Source organism: Mycobacterium sp. IDUB_39, assembly GCF_055419205.1.
Window position 1 is genome coordinate 931479 of the sequence record NZ_JBVAXF010000002.1, and the last position, 19792, is coordinate 951270.

The 19792-nt window shown below is 67.6% G+C and carries 20 protein-coding genes and 1 pseudogene; 7 read left to right on the plus strand and 14 right to left on the minus strand.

What is annotated here, in order from left to right; genetic code table 11:
• Window positions 1-146: 146 nt before the first annotated feature.
• The 7 genes from ACZY0X_RS10615 to ACZY0X_RS10645 all read right to left on the minus strand — a co-directional run bounded on the left by ACZY0X_RS10615 (window position 147) and on the right by ACZY0X_RS10645 (window position 6753).
• The gene (locus ACZY0X_RS10615) at window positions 147-1775 is read right to left on the minus strand and encodes a solute symporter family protein (RefSeq protein ID WP_463770091.1); all 1629 of its coding nucleotides are present in this window, start codon (window positions 1773-1775) and stop codon (window positions 147-149) included.
• Window positions 1772-2134: a DUF485 domain-containing protein gene (locus ACZY0X_RS10620; RefSeq protein ID WP_463770093.1), complete on the minus strand. Its 363-nt coding sequence runs from the start codon at window positions 2132-2134 to the stop codon at window positions 1772-1774. Before ACZY0X_RS10620 ends, ACZY0X_RS10615 begins: the two co-directional genes overlap by 4 nt.
• Window positions 2135-2279: 145 nt before the next feature.
• Complete coding sequence (locus ACZY0X_RS10625; RefSeq protein WP_463770095.1) at window positions 2280-4016, minus strand: sodium/solute symporter; 1737 nt, start codon at window positions 4014-4016, stop codon at window positions 2280-2282.
• A 10-nt stretch (window positions 4017-4026) separates the two neighbouring features.
• Window positions 4027-4392 carry a hypothetical protein gene (locus ACZY0X_RS10630; RefSeq protein ID WP_463770097.1) on the minus strand — a complete coding sequence of 122 codons (366 nt, stop codon included), beginning with the start codon at window positions 4390-4392 and terminating at the stop codon, window positions 4027-4029.
• On the minus strand, window positions 4385-5191 hold the full coding sequence (locus tag ACZY0X_RS10635; protein WP_463770098.1) for a LytR/AlgR family response regulator transcription factor: 807 nt from the start codon (window positions 5189-5191) through the stop codon (window positions 4385-4387). The genes ACZY0X_RS10630 and ACZY0X_RS10635 overlap by 8 nt, the downstream gene beginning before the upstream one ends.
• Window positions 5188-6399: a sensor histidine kinase gene (locus ACZY0X_RS10640; RefSeq protein WP_463770100.1), complete on the minus strand. Its 1212-nt coding sequence runs from the start codon at window positions 6397-6399 to the stop codon at window positions 5188-5190. Before ACZY0X_RS10640 ends, ACZY0X_RS10635 begins: the two co-directional genes overlap by 4 nt.
• 57 nt (window positions 6400-6456) lie before the next feature.
• Window positions 6457-6753 (minus strand): DUF732 domain-containing protein, encoded by a 297-nt coding sequence (locus ACZY0X_RS10645; RefSeq protein WP_463770102.1) that lies wholly within the window; start codon window positions 6751-6753, stop codon window positions 6457-6459.
• A 139-nt stretch (window positions 6754-6892) separates the two neighbouring features.
• Between ACZY0X_RS10645 and ACZY0X_RS10650 the strand changes: the two genes are divergently transcribed.
• The gene (locus tag ACZY0X_RS10650) at window positions 6893-7471 is read left to right on the plus strand and encodes an HhH-GPD-type base excision DNA repair protein (RefSeq protein ID WP_463770104.1); all 579 of its coding nucleotides are present in this window, start codon (window positions 6893-6895) and stop codon (window positions 7469-7471) included.
• Here ACZY0X_RS10650 and ACZY0X_RS10655 read toward each other — a convergent pair.
• Window positions 7468-8127 carry a nitroreductase family protein gene (locus ACZY0X_RS10655; RefSeq protein ID WP_463770106.1) on the minus strand — a complete coding sequence of 220 codons (660 nt, stop codon included), beginning with the start codon at window positions 8125-8127 and terminating at the stop codon, window positions 7468-7470. The genes ACZY0X_RS10650 and ACZY0X_RS10655 overlap by 4 nt on opposite strands.
• 33 nt (window positions 8128-8160) lie before the next feature.
• On the opposite strand from ACZY0X_RS10655, the gene ACZY0X_RS10660 reads away from it, so the two are divergent.
• Window positions 8161-8310: a DUF1059 domain-containing protein gene (locus ACZY0X_RS10660; RefSeq protein WP_241403764.1), complete on the plus strand. Its 150-nt coding sequence runs from the start codon at window positions 8161-8163 to the stop codon at window positions 8308-8310.
• A gap of 95 nt (window positions 8311-8405) precedes the next feature.
• Here the strand turns inward: ACZY0X_RS10660 and ACZY0X_RS10665 are convergent, their stop codons facing one another.
• Both ACZY0X_RS10665 and ACZY0X_RS10670 read right to left on the minus strand, forming a co-directional pair.
• Window positions 8406-9410 carry an Rv1157c family protein gene (locus tag ACZY0X_RS10665; RefSeq protein ID WP_463770108.1) on the minus strand — a complete coding sequence of 335 codons (1005 nt, stop codon included), beginning with the start codon at window positions 9408-9410 and terminating at the stop codon, window positions 8406-8408.
• Between the two features lie 47 nt (window positions 9411-9457).
• A complete protein-coding gene (locus ACZY0X_RS10670) occupies window positions 9458-10078 on the minus strand; it encodes a hypothetical protein (protein ID WP_463770110.1) in 621 nt (206 codons plus the stop codon).
• A 188-nt stretch (window positions 10079-10266) separates the two neighbouring features.
• Between ACZY0X_RS10670 and ACZY0X_RS10675 the strand changes: the two genes are divergently transcribed.
• Window positions 10267-11412, plus strand: coding sequence for a mannosyltransferase (locus tag ACZY0X_RS10675; protein WP_463770624.1), 1146 nt, complete (start codon window positions 10267-10269; stop codon window positions 11410-11412).
• Here ACZY0X_RS10675 and ACZY0X_RS10680 read toward each other — a convergent pair.
• On the minus strand, window positions 11390-11674 hold the full coding sequence (locus tag ACZY0X_RS10680; RefSeq protein WP_463770112.1) for a 4a-hydroxytetrahydrobiopterin dehydratase: 285 nt from the start codon (window positions 11672-11674) through the stop codon (window positions 11390-11392). The genes ACZY0X_RS10675 and ACZY0X_RS10680 overlap by 23 nt on opposite strands.
• A 26-nt stretch (window positions 11675-11700) precedes the next feature.
• On the opposite strand from ACZY0X_RS10680, the gene ACZY0X_RS10685 reads away from it, so the two are divergent.
• Both ACZY0X_RS10685 and ACZY0X_RS10690 read left to right on the plus strand, forming a co-directional pair.
• Complete coding sequence (locus ACZY0X_RS10685; protein WP_463770114.1) at window positions 11701-12156, plus strand: (deoxy)nucleoside triphosphate pyrophosphohydrolase; 456 nt, start codon at window positions 11701-11703, stop codon at window positions 12154-12156.
• 78 nt (window positions 12157-12234) lie between these two features.
• Window positions 12235-13493 (plus strand): annotated as a pseudogene (locus tag ACZY0X_RS10690) (HNH endonuclease signature motif containing protein).
• A 27-nt stretch (window positions 13494-13520) separates the two neighbouring features.
• On the opposite strand, the gene ACZY0X_RS10695 reads toward ACZY0X_RS10690, so the two are convergent.
• Entirely contained in the window at window positions 13521-13793 is a 273-nt protein-coding gene (locus tag ACZY0X_RS10695; RefSeq protein WP_463770116.1) for a hypothetical protein, read from the minus strand.
• Window positions 13794-13853: 60 nt separating this feature from the next.
• Window positions 13854-14021 carry a hypothetical protein gene (locus ACZY0X_RS10700; protein ID WP_463770118.1) on the minus strand — a complete coding sequence of 56 codons (168 nt, stop codon included), beginning with the start codon at window positions 14019-14021 and terminating at the stop codon, window positions 13854-13856.
• Between the two features lie 64 nt (window positions 14022-14085).
• On the opposite strand from ACZY0X_RS10700, the gene typA reads away from it, so the two are divergent.
• Both typA and ACZY0X_RS10710 read left to right on the plus strand, forming a co-directional pair.
• The gene (gene typA, locus ACZY0X_RS10705) at window positions 14086-15975 is read left to right on the plus strand and encodes a translational GTPase TypA (protein ID WP_463770120.1); all 1890 of its coding nucleotides are present in this window, start codon (window positions 14086-14088) and stop codon (window positions 15973-15975) included.
• A gap of 635 nt (window positions 15976-16610) precedes the next feature.
• Complete coding sequence (locus ACZY0X_RS10710) at window positions 16611-18551, plus strand: ABC transporter family substrate-binding protein (RefSeq protein WP_463770122.1); 1941 nt, start codon at window positions 16611-16613, stop codon at window positions 18549-18551.
• Here ACZY0X_RS10710 and ACZY0X_RS10715 read toward each other — a convergent pair.
• On the minus strand, window positions 18535-19788 hold the full coding sequence (locus tag ACZY0X_RS10715; protein ID WP_463770124.1) for a chloride channel protein: 1254 nt from the start codon (window positions 19786-19788) through the stop codon (window positions 18535-18537). The two genes, ACZY0X_RS10710 and ACZY0X_RS10715, sit on opposite strands and share 17 nt — an antisense overlap.
• Window positions 19789-19792 lie beyond the last annotated feature (4 nt).

Here is a 19792-nt window from a genome sequence, read left to right on the forward strand (position 1 = left end):
ACAGATAGGTCAGTACCGCGAGCGCGCGGGTTCGGGACGGCCTGGTCTCGGGTGTCACGCGTCGAGTCTCCCTCAACGCCCAACGTGAAGAAGATGGCGAGATTTCTCAAGAAGTTGGCCATCTTCTTCACGTTGGGCCGAGGGGATTAGTGCGCGACTGCCTTCTCGGCGCCGATGCCGGTGAGCGAGCGCACCTCCATCTCGGCGGCGATCTTCGGATCCTCATCGTCGGGTGAGGTGAGCGTGCCGACGATGCCGAGGATGAACGCCAGCGGAATCGACACGATGCCGGGATTGGCCAGCGGGAAGAAGGCGATGTCGATGCTGGGCAGCATGGCGGTCTTCGAGCCCGTCACCGCGGGGGAGAAGACGATCAGCACGATCGTCGAGATCAGGCCGCCGTACATGCTCCACAGCGCGCCACGGGTGTTGAATCGCCGCCAGTACAGCGAGTACACGATCGTCGGCAGATTGGCGGCCGCGGCGACCGCGAAGGCCAGTGCCACCAGGAACGCGATGTTCTGACCGTTGGCCAGGATGCCGAGCCCGATCGCGAGCACGCCGAGGACCACCGCGGTGATCCGGGAGACGCGTACCTGCTCGTCCTCGGTCACCTGGCCCCGCTTAATCACACTCGCGTAGACGTCGTGGGCGAACGACGCCGACGCCGTGATGGTCAAGCCGGCCACCACGGCGAGGATGGTCGCGAACGCCACAGCCGAGATGATGCCCAGCAGGACCACGCCGCCGAGCTCGAAGGCCAGCAGCGGAGCGGCCGAGTTGACACCGCCCGGCGCCCCCAGGATGCGGTCCGGTCCGACGATCGCCGCGGCGCCGTAGCCCAGCGCGAGGGTGAACAGGTAGAACGCGCCGATCAGCGCGATCGCCCACACCACAGAACGACGAGCTTCCTTGGCCGTGGGCACGGTGTAAAAGCGCATGAGCACGTGTGGCAGTCCCGCGGTACCCAGCACCAGCGCGAGTGCCAGCGAGAGGAAGTTGATCTGGCTGGTCAACGAGCCGCCGTACTGCGCACCCGGTGCCAGCACGTCGCGGCTGGCGACGCCCTCGGTGGTCGCGCCGGAGATGGCGGACTGTGCCGCACCGAGGATCTCGGAGAAGTTCATGCCGAACTTGGCCAGCACCATCACCGTCATCACAGCGGCGCCGGTGATCAGCAGCACCGCCTTGATGATCTGCACCCACGTGGTCCCCTTCATACCGCCGACCAGGACATAGACGATCATGAGCACACCCACGACGGCGATGACGACGGCTTGTCCGGTCGAGCTGGTCACATCGAGCAGCAGCGCGACAAGTCCACCGGCGCCTGCCATTTGGGCCAGCAGGTAGAACAGCGACACCGCGAGCGTCGTGGTGGCGGCCGCCATCCGGACGGGGCGTTGCTTGAGCCGGAAGCTCAGCACGTCGGCCATGGTGAACCGGCCGGTGTTGCGCAGCAGTTCGGCGACCAGCAGAAGAGCCACCAGCCAGGCGACCAGGAAGCCGATCGAGTACAGGAAGCCGTCGTAGCCGTAGACCGCGATGGCACCTGCGATACCGAGAAAGCTTGCGGCCGAGAGGTAGTCGCCCGCGATCGCGATACCGTTCTGCGGCCCGGAGAATCCGCGGCCACCGGTGAAGAACTCATCGGCGGTGGCGTTACGCTTGCTGGCCCGGATCACCACGATCATGGTGACCACGACGAACAACGAGAATATGCCGATATTGGCGACGGGATTGCCGACGGCCTCGGCGGCGAGGTAGGTCCTCACGTGGTCTGTCCTTCCAGTTCGGCCTCGAGCTCGGCGCGGATGGCGGCGGCCCGCGGATCGAGTTCGCGGTTGGCGAACCGGACGTAGAGGCCGGTGATGATGAAGGTGGTCAGGAACTGGCCGAGGCCGATGAGCAACCCGACGTTGACGTTGCCGAACACCTGGATGGCCATGAAGTCATGGGCGAAGGCGCCCAGGATGACGTAGAGGCCGTACCAGATGATGAAGAACGCCGTCATCGGGAAGACGAAGCGCCGCAGCCTACTTCGAAGTTCTTGAAACTCGGGACTTGCCTGTACTTCCAGATATCGGTCGCCGCTGATCGCGGCGGCGGCATCGGATCCGATGGTCTCGGGCACCGTGGACTCCTGACATTTGTGAACCGGAACTGATCGGGAGCCTATTGAGACTCAAGTCACAAAAGTGGAGTAATCACACGTCAGACGGTGAAACCGGGTGGTCGTGCGGTGAGCGGTCAGTCGACGACGATGAACGGTCGGGGGTTCAGCCGCCAGGCAGACGCTCGACGCCCATGCCCAGCCGCTCGGGCAGGTGCATGCGGGCGAAGGTCCTGGCCACGTCAGGCGGGCGCGATGACGCGGTGAGCTTGCTGATCACCACCATCGTCAGGAAGGCCAGGGGGACCGTGACGGCGGCCGGGTAGCCCACGATCGCCGCGGGCCAACCGCCGAGCAGGTCGTCGTCCAGGCCGCCGGTGATGGCAAGCGTGGTCGCCACACCGGAGGCGACGCCGCCGACCACCAGCCCCGCCGCGGCACCCGCGGCGGTCAGGCCACGCCACCAGATGCCGAGCACCAGCAGCGGGCACAGCGTCGAGGCGGCGACGGCGAACGCGAGGCCCACACTGCGGGACAGCTCGAGCGAGGATGCCAGCAGCGCAAGGGGAATGGGAATGACACCGCCCACCAGAGCGGCGATCCGGAAGTCGCGTACCCGCCCGCGCAGAATGTCGGTCGACAGTGCGCCCGCGATACTCACCAGCAGTCCCGATGACGTGGCGAGGAACGCGGCGATGGCTCCCGCGGCCACCAGTGCCGCCAGCCCTGCGCCCGCCATCCCGCCGATCGCCGCGCTGGGCAGCAGCAGCACCGCGGCATCGGCAGTCCCGGTGATGAGCAACTGCGGCACGAACTGTCGCGCGAAGACGCCGAGCAGTGTCGGGAAGAGGTAGAAGAACGACAGCAGGGCGATGACCGCGAGCGCCGTGCGCCGCGCCGCCGTTCCGTCGGGGTTGGTGTAGAAGCGCACCAGCACGTGGGGCAGCCCCATGGTGCCGAGGAATGTCGCGACGATGATCGAAAGCACTTGGTACAGCGGGTGACTGCCGCCCAGCCCGCCGCCGGAGGCCATCCAGTCCTCGCCAGCCCCGGGTGCGCCGGCGACCACCGGTGTCGCCGAACCCGCGGCGAGCGTCAGCGTGCTGCCGGCCTGCAGGGTGTAGTCGCCGGGGGAGGCGAACGGCGCAGCGTCCACGGGCTGGCCGTCGACGGTGCCGGTCACGGTGATACCCGCCGGTGCTGCCACCTGCACGACGACGTCCGTCTCGACGGTGACGGTGGTCTGCTGACTGATCAGTGGCGGCAGTGGACCACCGAGGTCTGTGCCGTCCCGCATCACGACGGCCAGCAGGGCCAACGCGGGGATGGCGATCGCAGTGAGCTTCAGCCAGTACTGGAAGGCCTGCACGAACGTTATGGACCGCATGCCTCCGCCCACCACGTTGACGATGACAATCGCGCCGACGGCAAGGGGGCCGACCCAGACCGGGAATCCCAGGAGTGCCTTCAGCGCGAGGCCGGCGCCCTGGTACTGGGGGACGAGATAGAACACGCAGACCACGACCACCACGAGCATCGCGATCTTGCGCAGCCGTGCCGAGCCGAGCCGGAACTCCGCGAAGTCCGGCACGGTGTACGCCCCGGAGCGTCGCAGCGGTGCGGCGACGAACAGCAGTAGCCCCAGGTACCCGGCGGTGAAGCCGACGGGGTACCAGAGGGCGTCGGCGCCGTACTTGGCGATCAATCCGGCGACGCCGAGAAACGATGCGGCCGAGAGGTACTCGCCGGAGACCGCCGCCGCGTTCCACTTCGGTCCGATGCTGCGTGACGCGACGAGGAAGTCGGAGGTGGTGCGGGACAACCGGATTCCGTAGAAGCCGATGACGATGGTGGCCACCGCCGAGATGAGCAGTGCAGCGGCGGTCAGCGGCGCGCCGGTCACGGTTCGCCGGTCATGGTTCGTCCTCGATGACACGGACGAAGTCGCGCTCACCCTGCTCGGCCAGCCGCACGTACAGCCGACCCACCCCGTAGAGCACCGGGTACACCAGGACGGCGAGAACCAGCCAGTTCAGCCGGATCCCGGCGACGCGAACATCGGAGATGTCGGGGAACAGGCCGATCGCCAGTGGGATGGCAGCGACGGCGAAGATCACGACGACGGCCAGCCGCAGCGCCAGTCCGAGCTGAGCACGCACCAGACCGCGTACCAGCGCATCGCCGACCTGGGTCTGCTCCTGGACCTCCACCCGAGTCCTGATGACGCGCGAGCCCCGCCGGTGCGCCAGCACGACGCGTTGGCGCTGCGGCCTAGTCATGGGTTCCGCCGTCACTTGGCCGCAGGTTTCTCATCGGGTCGCGGACCAGCCGATCGCGCAGTTCCTTGGCCTGCCTTCGGCTGACGGGCAGCTCCACCGCGGGTGAGTCGCCGTTGGCGCGCAGTCGCACCAGCATCGACCCGTCCGTCGTGCGCAGGCCAGTGACCTGCTTCAGTGCGACCAGGTACGAGCGGTGGATACGTTGGAATCCCTTGTCGCGCCAGCGAGATTCGAGTGTGCTCAGCGGTATGCGCACCAGGTGGGCGCCGGACGCGGAGTGCAGCCGTGCGTAGTCTCCCTCGGCCTCCACCCAGCCGATGGTGTCCCGCGGTACGAGCTGTGTGATGCCCCCGAGTTCGGCGGGCAGGATGTCGGCCTCCTCGTCGCCGGGCTCCTCCTCGTCGCGCCGAGCCTCGGTGGCCACCGCGAGTGCCCGCCGCACGGCCTCGTCGAGGCGGCTCTGTCGAATGGGCTTGAGCAGGTAGTCGACGGCCCCGACGTCGAATGCCTCGACAGCCTTGTCGTCGTGCGCGGTTACGAACACGACGGCGGGACGGTAGGAGAAGTTGGTCAGCACCCCGGCCAGCTCGAGACCACTCAGGCCGGGCATGTTGATGTCGAGGAACACCGCGTCGATCGGTCGCTGGTTGAGTTCACGCAGTGCCGAGGTGGCGTCGCTCGCCGCGATAACCTCGCCGATGCAGGGGTGTTCGCCGAGGAGGTAGACCAGCTCGTCGAGCGCGGGTGCCTCGTCGTCGACGGCGAGCACCGTCAGTGTCGGTCTTGACGAGTCGTTCACTTCACTGCACCTCCGCCGGCCCGGACGCCTGAACGGAACTTCGGAACGCGCATGATGACCTTGGTGCCCGCGCCCACCGCCGTTTCGACCACCAGACCGTAATCGTTGCCGAACGCCGCGCGCAGGCGATGGTCGACATTGGTCAACCCGACGTGTGCCGAGTGCCCGGAGGACTGGGCGTCGCTGTCCGCCAGCGCGTCGGCGGGGCCTGACCGCAGCGCGTCGGGGTCCATGCCTACGCCGTCATCCTCGACGGTGACGACGCAGTCGGTGCCCTCGTCGAGGGCGATGATCTCGACGGAGCCGCCGCCGCGCTCGGCCAGCCCATGCCGAACGGCGTTCTCCACCAACGGTTGCAGCGCCAGGAACGGGACCACCACGTTGAGCATCTCCGGTGCCACCTGGAGCCGCACCTTCAGCGCCTCGCCGAAACGGGCCCGCTCCAGGGTCAGATAGCGGTCGATATTGCGCAGTTCATCGGACAGCGTCGTGTACTGCCCCGCCGCCCGGAACGAGTAGCGGGTGAAGTCGGCGAACTCGAGGATCAGCTCGCGTGCCCGATCGGGGTCGGTGCGCACGAACGAGGCGATCGTGTTGAGCGCGTTGTAGATGAAGTGTGGGCTGATCTGGGCGCGCAGGGCGAGTACCTCGGCGCGGTCGAGGCGCGCGCGCGACGTGTCGAGGTCGGCGAGTTCGAGCTGGCTCGCCGCGTAGCGTGCCACCTCGCCGATGGCACCGAGCATGCCGGGGCCCGGCGTCCCGGCGGTCACCACCACCAAGACGCCGAGGATGTCGCCGCTCTCGGTGAGCAGTGGCTGGGCCACCACCGACGTGGTGCGGACGCTGCGCAGTACCCGACGCTGCTCGTCGACCGATTCCCGCGCGGTTGCAGCCGCGGTCTCGACGATGTCGGAGTGCCAGATCGACTCCTGGCTCTGTTCCCGCGCCAACATCTCACCGTCGCCGTCGAATAACGCCAACCCCTCGGTACCGGTCAGATCGCGCAGGAATGGTGCGGCCGTCTGTGCCGACTCGGTGTTGAGACCCTGGCGCAGCGCGTGGGCGGCAAGTGAGGCCGTGTGCAGCGCGGCGTGGATCGCGCGTTCGGTGGGGGTGGTCACCACGCGGCGGGTGCGCACCACCAGGACGGCGGCAACCGCCATCAGTACCAGCGCCACTGCCAGCGCTATCGCAACCTCGATCGCCATGTCACCTCACCGCAGAATGCTATGCGGGCTGGCGTGACCGGGGCCCCTTGATGTCACCTACTGAACGGGGCAGGCGTACTTTCTGGCCACGTCCATCACCCGCTGCTGTGGTCCGGGGCCGATGGCCCCTTGAGCAGCCAGTTCCAAATTGATGTATCCCGGTAGACCGCCGATACATGCCTGGTGAGCGACTCGCCACGCAGTGTCGGGATTCAGGTTGTAGCCATTGGTTCGGAGGCCTTGCATGTACTCGTCGAATGCCGGCGTGCCCTGGTCGGGAATTGCCTGAGCCATGCCGGCCAGCGCAATGGCGGCAACGACCGCCGCGAAAAGAGGTGCAAGCACCCGTGTCATGTCCGTCTCCTAAGGGCAAATCCACCGGTTATCGTCGCTTACGATCGCACACCCCAGCGGCACAGATGCCCGAACCGGCCTGAACAGTCCAGTCCGCTGCAGCCGATCGCTCGGCACTGATTCGTCCTAGACTGGCCGGATGCCCACCTTGCAACTGGTCCAGGATCCGGAAGCCGACGCGCTGCTGGAGGCGAATCCGTTCGCATTACTGGTCGGGATGCTGCTCGATCAGCAGATCCCGATGGAGGTGGCATTTGCCGGTCCCAAGAAGATCGCTGACAGGATGGGCGGCGTCGACGCCCGCGAGATCGCCGAGTACGACCCCGAGAGCTTCCTCAAGTTGTTCTCCGAACGCCCTGCCGTGCATCGCTTTCCAGGATCGATGGGCAAGCGGGTGCAGGATCTGGCGCGGGCTGTGGTCGACGAGTACGACGGCAACGCGGCAGCGATCTGGACGGCAGGCGACCCCGACGGCGCCGAGGTGCTGCGTCGTATGAAGGCGCTGCCCGGCTTCGGCGAGCAGAAGGCGAAGATCTTCGTCGCTCTGCTCGGTAAGCAGTACGGCGCGACGCCGCAGGGTTGGCGCGAGGCCGCGGGCGACTATGGCAAGGCCGACGTGCACATGTCGGTCGCCGATGTGGTCGACGCCGGCTCGCTGGACAAGGTGCGGTCGTACAAGAAGGCGGCCAAGGCGGCAGCGAAGGCCGCCAAGGCCTAGAGCGGGGCGCCGTCGAAGCGTTCGCGTGTGACGAAGTCCGCGACGGGCTTACGGGTGAGCTTGGTGGCCTGCTTGACCGGCTTGCCCAGCGGCACCACCGCAGCGACGGCGTACTCGTCGGGGATGCCGAGCAGGACCTTAACGCCTGGTTCGCGGGCCACCGCCATCGTGGTGAGCACGCCACCGAACCCCTCGTTGCGCGCGGCGAGCAGGACGTTCCACACGAATGGGTAGACCGACGCGCCGCTGATCACACCGATGCGGTCGAGATCCTGGTCGAGTGCTGCCGCGACACCGAGGTCGAGGCATATGACAAGCACGACCTCGGCGTTGAGCACCGGCGCCACCATGCCGCGCGGGACCTCAGTGGCTGCGATGACGTCCTCCGGGACGCCGCAGGGATGCAACGGGTTCCACGGCGACTCGTCGTTGGCGATCTGGGCGGCGTAGCGCTGGGCGCCGGGCTCCGACAGTTCGGCCAGCGCCTCGCGTGTGGTCATGTCGCGCACCGTGATGACGCGGACGCCCTGCCGATTGCCGCCGCTCGGGGCGAACCGGGCGTTGTCGAGGATTCGTTCCAGGATGTCGTCGGGCAGTGGCTCGCCGGTGAACTGGCGGACGGCTCCGGTCGTGCGCATCGCGGCGTACAAATCCATGTTCACCATCATGGACGTGGATAAGGTGAGCGTATGGCGAAGACACATCTGAACTGCCCCTGTGGCGAGGCGATCACCGGGTCCGACGAGGACGATCTAGTCGAGAAGGCTCAGACACATCTGTCGGAGTCGCATCCCGGCCGTGAGTACGACCGGGAGATGATCCTGTTCATGGCCTTCTGACCCGAAAACCAAAACCGCGAGCGTGCGCGCCCCAACCGGATTTCTCCGGTATCTCAGGGTTGGGCACGCACGCCCGCGGGTTGGGACGGTGATGTTCAGGGCACCACCGTCGAGCCGATGGTCGGCATGAACTGGCACTGCTTCTCGGTCGTGGTGACCTGACCGAAGATCGTCGACATGATGCTGCCCGATCCGGTTTCGGCGATCGCGGTGAGCGTCGTCGGACCCTCGGGGTTGATATCGGCCTGCGGCTTGAGCGTGGCGGTGCCCGACTTGCCCGTCGTCAGGTTGACCCAGGTGACGTTCAGCGGCAGCTTCTGCTCGGCGGCCGGACCCGGTGTGCCCATCGCGGTGAACACGTAGGCAGTCTGGCCGGCGACGGGGCCGGGGGCGGGGATCTTCGCCGGTCCTGCCACTGAGATCGCGGTCGCCAGCACGTTTCCGCCGTCCGACATGCACCCGTTGCTGATCGACGGGTACATGAACTCCTGCGTCACCGGCGCGTCGGGCCCGAAGCCCGGGGCGGGAGCCGGGCCCGGAGCGGGTACGGCGACTGGGGCCGGTGCGCCCTCGGCGGCGGGGACCGCCTCGGGTGCGGGGACGACAGCTTCGGGAGCAGGTGCCGGGGCGGGCGCCGCCTCGGGTGCCGGGGCCGGAGCCGCCTCGGGTGCCGGCGCAGCTGCCGGGGCCGCTTCGGGTGCCGGACCGACCGAGTGGGCCGGGTTGATACCCGCTGGGAGATGGGCCTCGGTGCCCGGGACGGCTCCGGCGGCGGGTACGTGCGCCACCTGGGCCGCCACGGGATCGGCGACGAACTGATTCACCGCAGCCGCCACGTTTTTCGAGTCCGTAGGTGCCGCCGAGTTACCGGCGAAGGCCGCCGCGGCAGCCATGAGCATCGATGCGGCGTTGGTCGGATCCGCGGCCGCCTGCTGAATGGCGGGCCCCAGACTCTGCACCGCCGACAGGCCGGGTGCCTGCAGACCGTTGATCGGCAACGGCGCCGGCGGTGCCGGTTCGGCGTGGGCGACCGTCTGGCCGCCCAGCGTCAGTGCGGCCGATGCGCCGATGGCGATCAGTAGCGTCCTCATCGATGACATGACTCTCCCCGTGGTGGTTTCGGTCCGTGTACCTGGTCAGAGCTGGATCAGGGCAGTGCTGAGGCCGGGAAGACCAGCGGTGCAAGGCTTTCCAGGCTCTGAATGCCCGTAGCGGTCGCTGTCGCGGCCGGTGCTGCCGGCGCGGCGGCGGTCGCCGCTGTGGCCGGCTGCGGCAGCAGGTTCGCCAGCGGCACGCCCTCGGGAATCAACGACGTCAGGGCGCCGGGGAATGCGAGTTGCTGGGGCGGGAGCGGTGATCCCGGCACCTGAGGAATGCTGACCTCAGCGGACGGGACGATCCCCGGCGCCGGGGTGGCGGCGGCAGGTGCGGCAGCCGTCGCGGCCGTCGGGAGACCCAGTGCATTGACCGGGGCGGGCAGCGCGGCCGGTTGCGGCAGGTTGACGGATGCGGTGGCCGTGGGCGCGACGGGCGCTGCCGGCGCGACCGCGGTGGCCGGTGAGGTCATCTGCGAGAACGTCGAGGAGAGCCCCTGGAGCAACAGCGGCGCGTTGGCCGGGTCAAGGAACGACAGGCCGGGCACGCTCGGGATCGCCGGAGGTACGGGGGCGGGCTCGGCGATGGCCGGCGCGCTCAGTGCCAGCGCAGCTCCCAGCGCACCAGCGCTGGCAATCATGCTGGTGGCGAACAGTTTTCTGGCGGTATGCATGGTTCTCCCAATCCGTTGTCGGCACGTCTGTCACCGAAGCTACGGAGTTACTGAAGTTACTCAAGTGACACGTGTGGCATTTACTCAACCGTTATGGGGACGACGGCATACGGTGACCAGATCGCTAGAGTCGGGGGATAAACGGACAAACGGACACCCGAGTGGCACGGCCGGCCGCCACCCGCCTGATGACGCTGGCGCCGTGGCTGCTCGCGCTGAGCGTCGCCGCCCGCCTGGCCTGGACCTACCTGGTGCCAGCCGGCGCCAACTTCGTCGACCTGCACGTCTACGTCGAGGGCGCGGCGACCATCGACACGGGCCGGCCGCTGTACGACTTCGTCTATGCCGACCAGACCCCTGACTTCCCGCTGCCCTTCACCTATCCGCCGTTCGCGGCCGTGGTGTTCGAGCCGTTGCACCTGGTGCCCTTCGGCGTGTTGGCCTTCATCTGGCAGATCAGCGTCATCGTTGCGCTCTACGGCGTCGTGTGGCTGAGCCTCCGGTTGATCGACCGCGCCGATCACCGGTTGGCCATGCTGTGGACGGCCGTCGGGATCTGGACCGAACCGCTGCGCAGCACGTTCGACTACGGCCAGGTCAACGTCATCCTGGTGCTGGCCGTGCTGGGCGCGGTCTACAGCAGTCGGTGGTGGCTGTCGGGGCTGCTGGTGGGTCTGGCGGCCGGCGTCAAGCTCACGCCGGCGGTGTCTGGGCTGTACTTCGTCGGGGCCCGACGCTGGGGCACGGCCCTGTTCTCGGCCGTCGTCTTCTTCGGCACGGTCGGCGTGTCCCTACTGGTCCTGGGCGATCAGGCCCGCTACTACTTCACCGACCTGCTCGGCGATGCCGACCGCGTCGGCCCGATCGGCACGTCGTTCAACCAGTCATGGCGCGGGGGAATCTCCCGCATCCTGGGGCATGACGCCGGGTACGGCCCGGCTGTGGTGGTCGGCGTCGTGATCACGGCCGTGCTCGCGGTCCTCGCCTGGCGGGCCATCGGCGGCGCCCAGGATCGGCTGGGCGCGATCCTGATCGTGCAACTGTTCGGCCTGCTGCTCTCGCCCATCTCATGGACGCACCACTGGGTGTGGTTGCTCCCGCTCATCCTCTGGCTGCTGTACGGCGCGCTGCGGAACCAGCCGGGTGCACGGTGGCTCGGATGGGGATGGCTGGTCCTGATCCTGGTTGGCGTGCCCTGGCTGCTGAGCTTCGCGCAGCCGAGCATCTGGGAGATCGGCAGGCCCTGGTACCTCGCGTGGGCGGGCCTGATCTACATCGTCGCCACGCTCGTGACGCTGACGTGGATCGCGGTTACTGGTCGACGATCCCGTTGATATCGCCCGCCATCTCGATGTCCTTGTCGGTGATACCGCCCTCGGAATGAGTGACGAGCACGAAAGTCACCGTCCGCCAACGAATGTCGATATCGGGATGGTGATCTTTGCTCTCCGCGTGCGCACCCACGCGGCGCACCGCGTCGATACCGTCGAGAAATGCCGGGAACTTGATCGATCGGCGCAGGGCCCCGTCGGCGCGCTCCCACCCATGCAGATCGGCCAGCGCGGCGTCGACCTGTTCGTCCGTTAGTACAGCCATGATCCTTGGGTATACCGTCGCCGGCAGTGCCAAACCAGGAAACGACAAACAACGAGTCGACACAGGTCGTCGTCGCGGGTGCTCTCATCACCGACGGCGCGCTGCTGGTCGCCCAACGTGAGCGGCCCCCCGAGCTGGCGGGCCTGTGGGAGCTGCCGGGCGGAAAGGTCGCACCGGGGGAGACCGAGCAGGCGGCGCTGGTACGCGAACTGCGCGAGGAACTCGGAGTCGAGGTGAGCGTCGGCGCGCGCATCGGTGCCGACGTACCGCTCAACGGCGCGATGACGCTTCGGGCGTATGTGGTCACCCAGATCAGTGGCACCGTCGCGCCGCACGACCATCGCGCCCTGCGATGGGTGACGGCCGACGAGCTGGCCGACGTGGACTGGGTGCCCGCCGACACCGCATGGTTGCCGGAGCTCGCCGCGGCGATCGCGGGATGGGACTCAGCCGGTCCGCACCACCTCACCGTCAGTCCCTAGCCGAACCTCAGCGTTGTGATGCTGGGTTGGCAAGTTCTGGGACCAGAATTTGTCGTACCTCGCTGAGACAATGGTGTTATGTCCTCAGCCGCAGCCTCTTTGGCCGGCGAGCAGCTGCGTCCCGATGAACGTCTTCAGGTGTTGTTCGAGGAGTTGGCCGAACTGTCCGGTCAGCGCAACGCCATCGACAGTCGTGTGGTGGAGATCGTGGCCGACTTGGACCGTGACGAGTTGTGCGGGTCCACCGGTGCGAAGTCGATTCCGGCGTTGGTGGCCTGGAAGACTGGCACCTCACTGCGAAACGCCCACACCATCGCCGCCGTCGCCCACCGGCTTGAGCAGTTCCCGCGCTGCGCCGCCGGTATGCGGGAGGGACGGCTGTCACTGGATCAGGTCGGGGTCATCGCCGAGCGCGCAGCCGAGGGCTCTGATGAGCACTACGCGCAGCTGGCGGCTGTGGCCACCGTCAGCCAACTGCACACCGCGGTCAAGCTCGAACCGCGCCCCGACCCCGACCCGAAGCCCGAACCCCAGCGTTCCATCACCAAGACCGCCGGCCCAGACGATGAGTACACGACGTGGCGGATCCGGTTACCACGCGTGGATGCGGCAAAGTTCGACGCCGCCCTGGCCTCTCATCGTGACGCGCAGATCGCGGCGTGGAAACACGACCACGAGTCTGAAGGCGGTGATGGGGTTCAGGTGCCGCCGTTCCCCGACGGTGTGGACGCATTCATGGGATTGGTCGAGGCGGGTTGGGATGCCGAGGTGGCGCGTCGCCCGCACGGCCAGCACACCACCGTGGTCGTGCACGTCGATGTCGAGACACCGGTGGCCGCACTGCATCTGGGCCCACTGCTCACCGATGACGAGCGCCGCTACCTGACCTGCGATGCGACCTGTGAGGTGTGGTTCCAACAGCACGGTCGTGTGATCGGGTCGGGCGGTCCACCCGGACGGTCAACCGGCGGCTACGCCGGGCACTGGAGCACCGTGACCGCTGCTGTGTGATGCCCGGGTGTGGGGCCACCCGTGGTCTGCATGCCCATCACATCACCCACTGGCAGGACGGTGGCCTGACCGAGCTGGCCAACCTGGTACTGGTGTGCCCGTATCACCACCGGCTGCATCATCGCGGCGGGATCACCATCACCGGACCCGCACATCGGCTCGTGATCACCGATCACGAGGGGCGAAACCTGCACGCGGCGTCGCTTGCTCGCCCACCGACCACAGACCCACCTGAGGTGGCGCCCTATCCCGGGCCGACCGGCGAACGCGCCGACTGGTGGTGGTACCAACCCTTCCAACCACAACCCCCACCAACAACGAACTAACCCCGCGCGTCCGGGGATGGTTCACGGTCAATAGTGCAGCCGGTCGCCGACCACGCGGGGTTCGGCGCGAAGTTCCGGGTGATGGGCTGCGTACAGCGGATGCATCAGCACTGGATGGCGGCAGTGGGGGCAGGATTCTTTCGTCTTGTTGGCCGATGCCACCGTCAGGTGGTGACATGCGGCACACCTCACGACGAATGCGCTGCCGATCCAATTCATCATGCCCAGGTAGATGGCCACAGTGGTCGCCGATGCCAAGACGACGATCAGCGTGACAGTGAGTGCTTCGTAGAGCGCCATGTTCGATGCCTCCGATCGCCGCCCGATGAACCCACGGTACGCCGGTGTTCGCCGAGGTCGTCAAGCCTTTCGCGCACGTTTGTAGACCTTCTCGAGGTCTTTGCCACGAATGCCTGACAGTTCGGCCTTGCGCACCTTGTGAAGCACCAGTGGGCAGCGCTTACAGCGGGGTTTGGAGCGACAGCACTTCTTCTTGGGTTTGGCGCCGGCGAGCTTGCTGACCTTCACGTGACCTCTCGTAGCTCATCTCTCGTTTTCGCGATTGGTTACCCGCGCTGCGACAATGAACGACGTGGATTTTCGTAACGTAGCCATCGTCGCCCATGTTGATCATGGCAAGACGACCCTCGTCGATGCGATGCTGCGTCAGTCCGGCGCTCTCTCCCATCGCGGTGACGACGCCATTGAGCGGCTTATGGACTCTGGTGACCTGGAGAAGGAAAAGGGCATCACCATCCTGGCCAAGAACACCGCGGTGCACCGGCAGCACCCCGACGGCTCGATGACGGTGATCAACGTCATCGACACTCCCGGGCACGCGGACTTCGGCGGTGAGGTCGAGCGCGGCCTGTCCATGGTCGACGGCGTGCTGCTGCTGGTCGACGCCTCCGAGGGGCCGCTGCCGCAGACCCGGTTCGTGCTGCGCAAGGCTCTGGCCGCGCACCTGCCGGTGATCCTGGTGGTCAACAAGACCGACCGCCCCGACGCACGCATCTCCGAAGTCGTCTCGGAGAGCCACGACCTGCTGCTCGACGTCGCATCGGATCTGGATGCGGAAGCGCAGACGGCTGCCGAGGAGGCTCTCGGACTTCCGGTGCTGTACGCATCCGGTCGCGCCGGCATCGCCAGCACCGTCGAGCCCGCCAACGGGGAGAACCCCGACGGCGAGAACCTCGACGCGCTGTTCGACGTCCTCATGGAGCACATCCCGCCGCCGCAGGGCGACCCCGAGGCCCCACTGCAGGCGCTGGTCACCAACCTCGACGCCTCGGCGTTCCTCGGCCGCCTGGCGCTGGTCCGCATCTACAAGGGCAAGCTGCGCAAGGGTCAGCAGGTCGCGTGGATGCGCGAGGTGGACGGTCATCCCGTCATCACCAACGCCAAGATCACCGAACTGCTGGCCACGGTCGGCGTGGAGCGGAATCCCACCGACGAGGCAATCGCCGGCGACATCGTCGCCGTCGCGGGCATGCCCGAGATCATGATCGGCGACACCCTGGCCGACCCGGACCACGCGCATGCGTTGCCCCGCATCACCGTCGACGAGCCCGCCATCTCGGTGACCATTGGCACCAACACCTCGCCGCTGGCCGGGAAGGTGTCCGGGCACAAGCTGACGGCGCGCATGGTCAAGTCCCGGTTGGACAGCGAACTGGTCGGCAACGTGTCGATCAAGGTCGTCGACATCGACCGCCCCGACGCCTGGGAGGTGCAGGGCCGTGGTGAGCTGGCGCTGGCCATCCTGGTCGAGCAGATGCGTCGCGAGGGCTTCGAGCTGACCGTCGGCAAGCCGCAGGTGGTCACCCGCACGATCGACGGCAAGCTGCACGAGCCGTTCGAGGCGATGACCATCGACTGCCCTGAGGAGTTCGTGGGCGCCGTCACCCAGCTGATGGCCGCCCGCAAGGGCCGCATGGAGGATATGGCCAACCACGCGGCGGGCTGGGTCCGGATGGACTTCATCGTGCCCAGCCGCGGGCTCATCGGCTTCCGCACCGACTTCCTGACCTTGACGCGCGGCACCGGCATCGCCAACGCGGTGTTCGACGGCTACCGGCCGTGGGCCGGCGAGATCCGCGCACGCCACACCGGCTCGCTGGTCTCCGACCGCACCGGGTCGGTGACACCGTTCGCGATGACCCAGCTGTCAGATCGCGGCCAGTTCTTCGTCGAGCCCGGCGATGACACCTATGAGGGCCAGGTCGTCGGAATCAACCCGCGCGCCGAGGACCTCGACGTCAACGTGACTCGCGAGAAGAAGCTGACCAACATGCGGTCCTCGACCGCCGACGTCTTCGAGACGCTCGCCCGACCGATGGAACTGAGCCTCGAACAGGCCATGGAGTTCTGTGCCGAGGATGAGTGCGTTGAGGTCACGCCGGAGATCGTCCGCGTGCGCAAGGTCGAGCTGGTCGCCAGCCTGCGGGCCAGGGCCAAGGCGCGCGCCAAGACTCGCGGCTGACGACGATCTAGCTGCGAGGGACGAGCCGCGCTGAGGCGTCAGGCAACTCAATGCGGGGATGCTCGCGGTTGAAGGCGGCGATGTCGGCGTCAATGCGCTGCGATGCGGTTCGTAGTCTCCGAACGACACGGCGCAACTGCCAGATCACCGCGATCGCGAGCATTAGCCACCACACGACATCCATATGCGTCGCCTCTCTCGTCGTGTCCGAGCCGGTCTTGCCTATCGCGCCGCCGCGGCTCCGGGCAGACCCTAACTTGACGCCGCTGTAAATATCAGGCAAATAGGTAGAACACGTTCTAGAAGTATTTCGCAGGCGCTAGGAATGTGTAGGTCCGGCAAACGCCACCTGGAAGCGTGGCGATCGCCAAGGCCCTCGAGCCGGTCCAGGCATTGCCAGGCGGCCCGCACACTCTTCGTTGCTGACCTAGGCATACGTCTCATCAGGTCCTTGACCACGCACGTTCTGGCGGGGATCTAGCGTTCAAGATCAGAGCGCCCGCAAGGCGAGGCGGCGCGCAATCCGGCCGACTAAGGGGCGCTAGATCGAATCTATGGATCAACTTGCAACGGCCGTGTAGCGAACACCAGCTAAGTCACGTGGGGCGCCCCGGTGTTCCAGTTCTCGGCCCAGGATGTGTGTCGCCGACGCCACTGGACGAGAGGCCTACTGCCCTGCCGATACCCTGAACACCGTGCCGGGACCCGTACGCGTCATTGCCGCGATATCCGCGCTGGTGACGTTGGTGGCGGCGTGCACCGTCAGCCCGCCCCCGGCGCCCCAGAGCACCGACACCACCGAGAGCACTCCGCCGCCGCCGATGAAGGCGACGCAGATCATCATGGCCATCGACTCGATCGGCGCCGGGTTCAATCCACACCTGATGTCGGATCAGTCGCCGGTGAACGCGGCGATCTCCTCGCTGGTGCTGCCGAGTTCGTTCCGGCCCATCGCCGATCCGGCGACGCCGACCGGGTCGCGGTGGGAGCTGGACACCTCGCTGCTGGAGTCGGCGGAGGTGACGAGCGAGGCACCCTTCACTGTCACGTACAAGATTCGGCCCGAGGCGTCGTGGACCGATAACGCACCGATCGCCGCCGACGATTACTGGTACCTGTGGCGCCAGATGGTCGGCGAGCCCGGTGTGGTCGACCCCGCGGGTTATGACCTGATCACCGGAGTGCAGTCGGTCGAGGGCGGCAAGACCGCGGTGGTGACGTTCTCCCAGCCGTATCCGGCGTGGCGAGAACTGTTCAACGACATCCTTCCCGCCCATATCGTCAAGGACATTCCTGGCGGGTTCGCCGCGGGACTGGCGCGGGTGATGCCGGTGACCGGCGGCCAGTTCCGTGTGGAGAGCATCGATCCGCAGCGCGACGAAATCCTGTTGGCGCGTAACGACCGCTACTGGTCAGTGCCGGCCAAGCCCGACCTGATTCTGTTCCGGCGCGGGGGAGCGCCTGCCGCGCTGGCTGATTCGATCCGCAACCGCGATACGCAGGTGGCTCAGGTGCATGGCGGCCAGGCGGCGTTCGCGCAGCTGTCCGCGATTCCCGACGTGAGGACTGCCCGCATCGTCACGCCGCGGGTTTTGCAGCTGACGCTGCGCGCGCAGCAGCCGATGCTGGTCGACCCGCAGGTGCGCAAGGCGGTCCTCGGGCTTATCGATGTGGATCTGCTGGCCGCAGTCGGTGCGGGCAGCGACAACACCGTGACGCTGGCCCAGGCTCAGGTGCGCTCGCCGTCCGACCCGGGTTACACCCCGACGGCCCCGCCCGCGATGAGCAAGGAGGCGGCGCTGACTCTGCTCGCCGAGTCCGGCTATCAGGTTCAGCTCGCCGATCCAGCGCCACCGTCCACCCCGGGTAACCCGCTTCCCAACGACGACCGGGGCCGGATCACCAAGGACGGTCAACCACTCACGCTGGCGCTGGGCGTCGCGGCCAACGACCCGACGTCGGTGGCCGTCGCCAACACCGCGGCCGACCAGTTGCGCAGCGTCGGCATCGCGGCATCGGTCGTGGCGCTCGATCCCCAGATCCTCTACGGCGAGGCGCTTGCCGAGAACCGCGTCGATGCGATCGTCGGCTGGCACCAGGCCGGTGGCGATCTCGCCACCGCGCTGGCGTCGCGCTACGGCTGCCCAGCGTTGGAGGCCACCGCCGTCGCGACGGCTCCACCGGTGCCGCAGTCCGGGGATCCGACGCCCTCGACGACCACCACGACCGCGACGCCCGCGCCGCCTGCTCCGTCACCGGGCGCGACGAGCACCGTCACCAGTCCCGCGCCGGCGCCGGAGTCCGACCAGCTGATCCAGGCGCCCAGTAACTTGACCGGAATCTGCGACCGCAGCATTCAGCCGAAGATCGACGCCGCGCTCGACGGCACCGAGAACATCGCCGACGTGCTCAAGGCCGTCGAACCTCGGCTGTGGAACATGTGGACCGTGATGCCGATCCTGCAGGACACCACGATCGTCGCGGCGGGCCCCAGCGTGCAGAACGTGAGCCTGTCGGGTGCGGTCCCGGTCGGCATCGTCGGCGACGCGGGAAAGTGGATCAAGGTTCCGCAGTAGCAGTGCCAGCCAGCGTCGCCTGCCTGCGCTCTCGGGCGACCCGGATGACGTGCGAGGTGACGGCCGCGACCGCGAACACCAGCAGCAGCCACACCGGCGGACGTGCGAGTTCCCACACGAACAGCGCAGCCCACACCGGTGCGCGCTGGGTCACCGCCAGGACGCCCGCGGCGCACGTCAGCGACACGGCAGCCACCTGAATGTCAGTGCCCGCCAGATGATTCAGCGTCAGCGTCGCCAACGATCCCGCTGCCGCACCCGTCGCCAAGGCGGGGGTGATCATGCCGCCGACGGCACCCGCGCGAAGGAATAGGGCAGTTAGCAGGGGTTTGAGTGCCAGCAGCACCGCTGCGCCGCCCAGCGTCAGGCTGGCGTTGACGCTGACGGTGAGGATGCTGCGGCCGTTACCCGGGAGCTCCGGCCACCAGATCGAACAGATGCCCGTCGCCAGGCCCGCGAACGCGATCGCGGGAACCAGTGTCCACGAACGGATCTGGGGTTTGGGCCGGGCCATCGACATCAGCCTGTCGAAGGACAGGCCCACCGCCACCGACAGCGGCGCGATCGCCAGCGCCAGGAAGACGAACAGGTAGGACAGGCTCGGGTCCGGCCACGTGAGTGAATGCTCGAAGTGGGTGACTGGCGAGGCGACGGCCACCGCCAGGCTCGATGTTATCAACGCGGTGCCCAGGGCCCGAGGATGCCACGTGCCCAACAGGATTCGTGCCGCGAACAGTGCGCCGCCCAGCGGCACGCTGTACACCGCGCCGAGCCCGGCGCCGGCCGCGCAGGCCAGCAGGATCTCGCGGTCGCGTGGCGTGAGCGATAGGCGGGATGTGCCCAGATCACCGAACGACGCAGCGAGTTGACGCGGTGCGCCCTCGCGTCCCAGCGAGGCCCCCGACCCCACCAGCAGAACCTGCAGCCCCGCGTCGATGGACATGCGCAGCCGGGGGATCGGCCGGTGCTCGGCGATAGTCGACGAGAGGCTCGGGACGTCGGCGCGCCGACGCAGTGCCCACCATCCGAGGCCCGCCAGCGCGCAGCCGACCATGGGGCCAACCGCCCGTCGAACCGGACTGCTGTCACCAACGCCGGTGAGCAGCGTGCCGAACGAGTAGTGGTAGGTCAGATGCTCCACAGCGTGCAACAGCAGGGTGGTGGCCGCGCCCGCGGCCCCGGCGAGCAGCCCGATGACGACCACCGCACACGAGTACTCCACGGCGCGCCGGGACACCGGG

Coding starts and splice junctions, on each gene's coding strand:
- ACZY0X_RS10630 (WP_463770097.1), bottom strand. CDS start 4,392: ATGACTAGGCCGCAGCGCCAACGCGTCGTGCTGGCGCACCGGCGGGGC.
- ACZY0X_RS10640 (WP_463770100.1), bottom strand. CDS start 6,399: ATGGCGATCGAGGTTGCGATAGCGCTGGCAGTGGCGCTGGTACTGATG.
- ACZY0X_RS10645 (WP_463770102.1), bottom strand. CDS start 6,753: ATGACACGGGTGCTTGCACCTCTTTTCGCGGCGGTCGTTGCCGCCATT.
- ACZY0X_RS10650 (WP_463770104.1), top strand. CDS start 6,893: ATGCCCACCTTGCAACTGGTCCAGGATCCGGAAGCCGACGCGCTGCTG.
- ACZY0X_RS10655 (WP_463770106.1), bottom strand. CDS start 8,127: ATGGATTTGTACGCCGCGATGCGCACGACCGGAGCCGTCCGCCAGTTC.
- ACZY0X_RS10660 (WP_241403764.1), top strand. CDS start 8,161: ATGGCGAAGACACATCTGAACTGCCCCTGTGGCGAGGCGATCACCGGG.
- ACZY0X_RS10665 (WP_463770108.1), bottom strand. CDS start 9,410: ATGTCATCGATGAGGACGCTACTGATCGCCATCGGCGCATCGGCCGCA.
- ACZY0X_RS10670 (WP_463770110.1), bottom strand. CDS start 10,078: ATGCATACCGCCAGAAAACTGTTCGCCACCAGCATGATTGCCAGCGCT.
- ACZY0X_RS10675 (WP_463770624.1), top strand. CDS start 10,267: ATGACGCTGGCGCCGTGGCTGCTCGCGCTGAGCGTCGCCGCCCGCCTG.
- ACZY0X_RS10680 (WP_463770112.1), bottom strand. CDS start 11,674: ATGGCTGTACTAACGGACGAACAGGTCGACGCCGCGCTGGCCGATCTG.
- ACZY0X_RS10695 (WP_463770116.1), bottom strand. CDS start 13,793: ATGGCGCTCTACGAAGCACTCACTGTCACGCTGATCGTCGTCTTGGCA.
- ACZY0X_RS10710 (WP_463770122.1), top strand. CDS start 16,611: ATGTGTGTCGCCGACGCCACTGGACGAGAGGCCTACTGCCCTGCCGAT.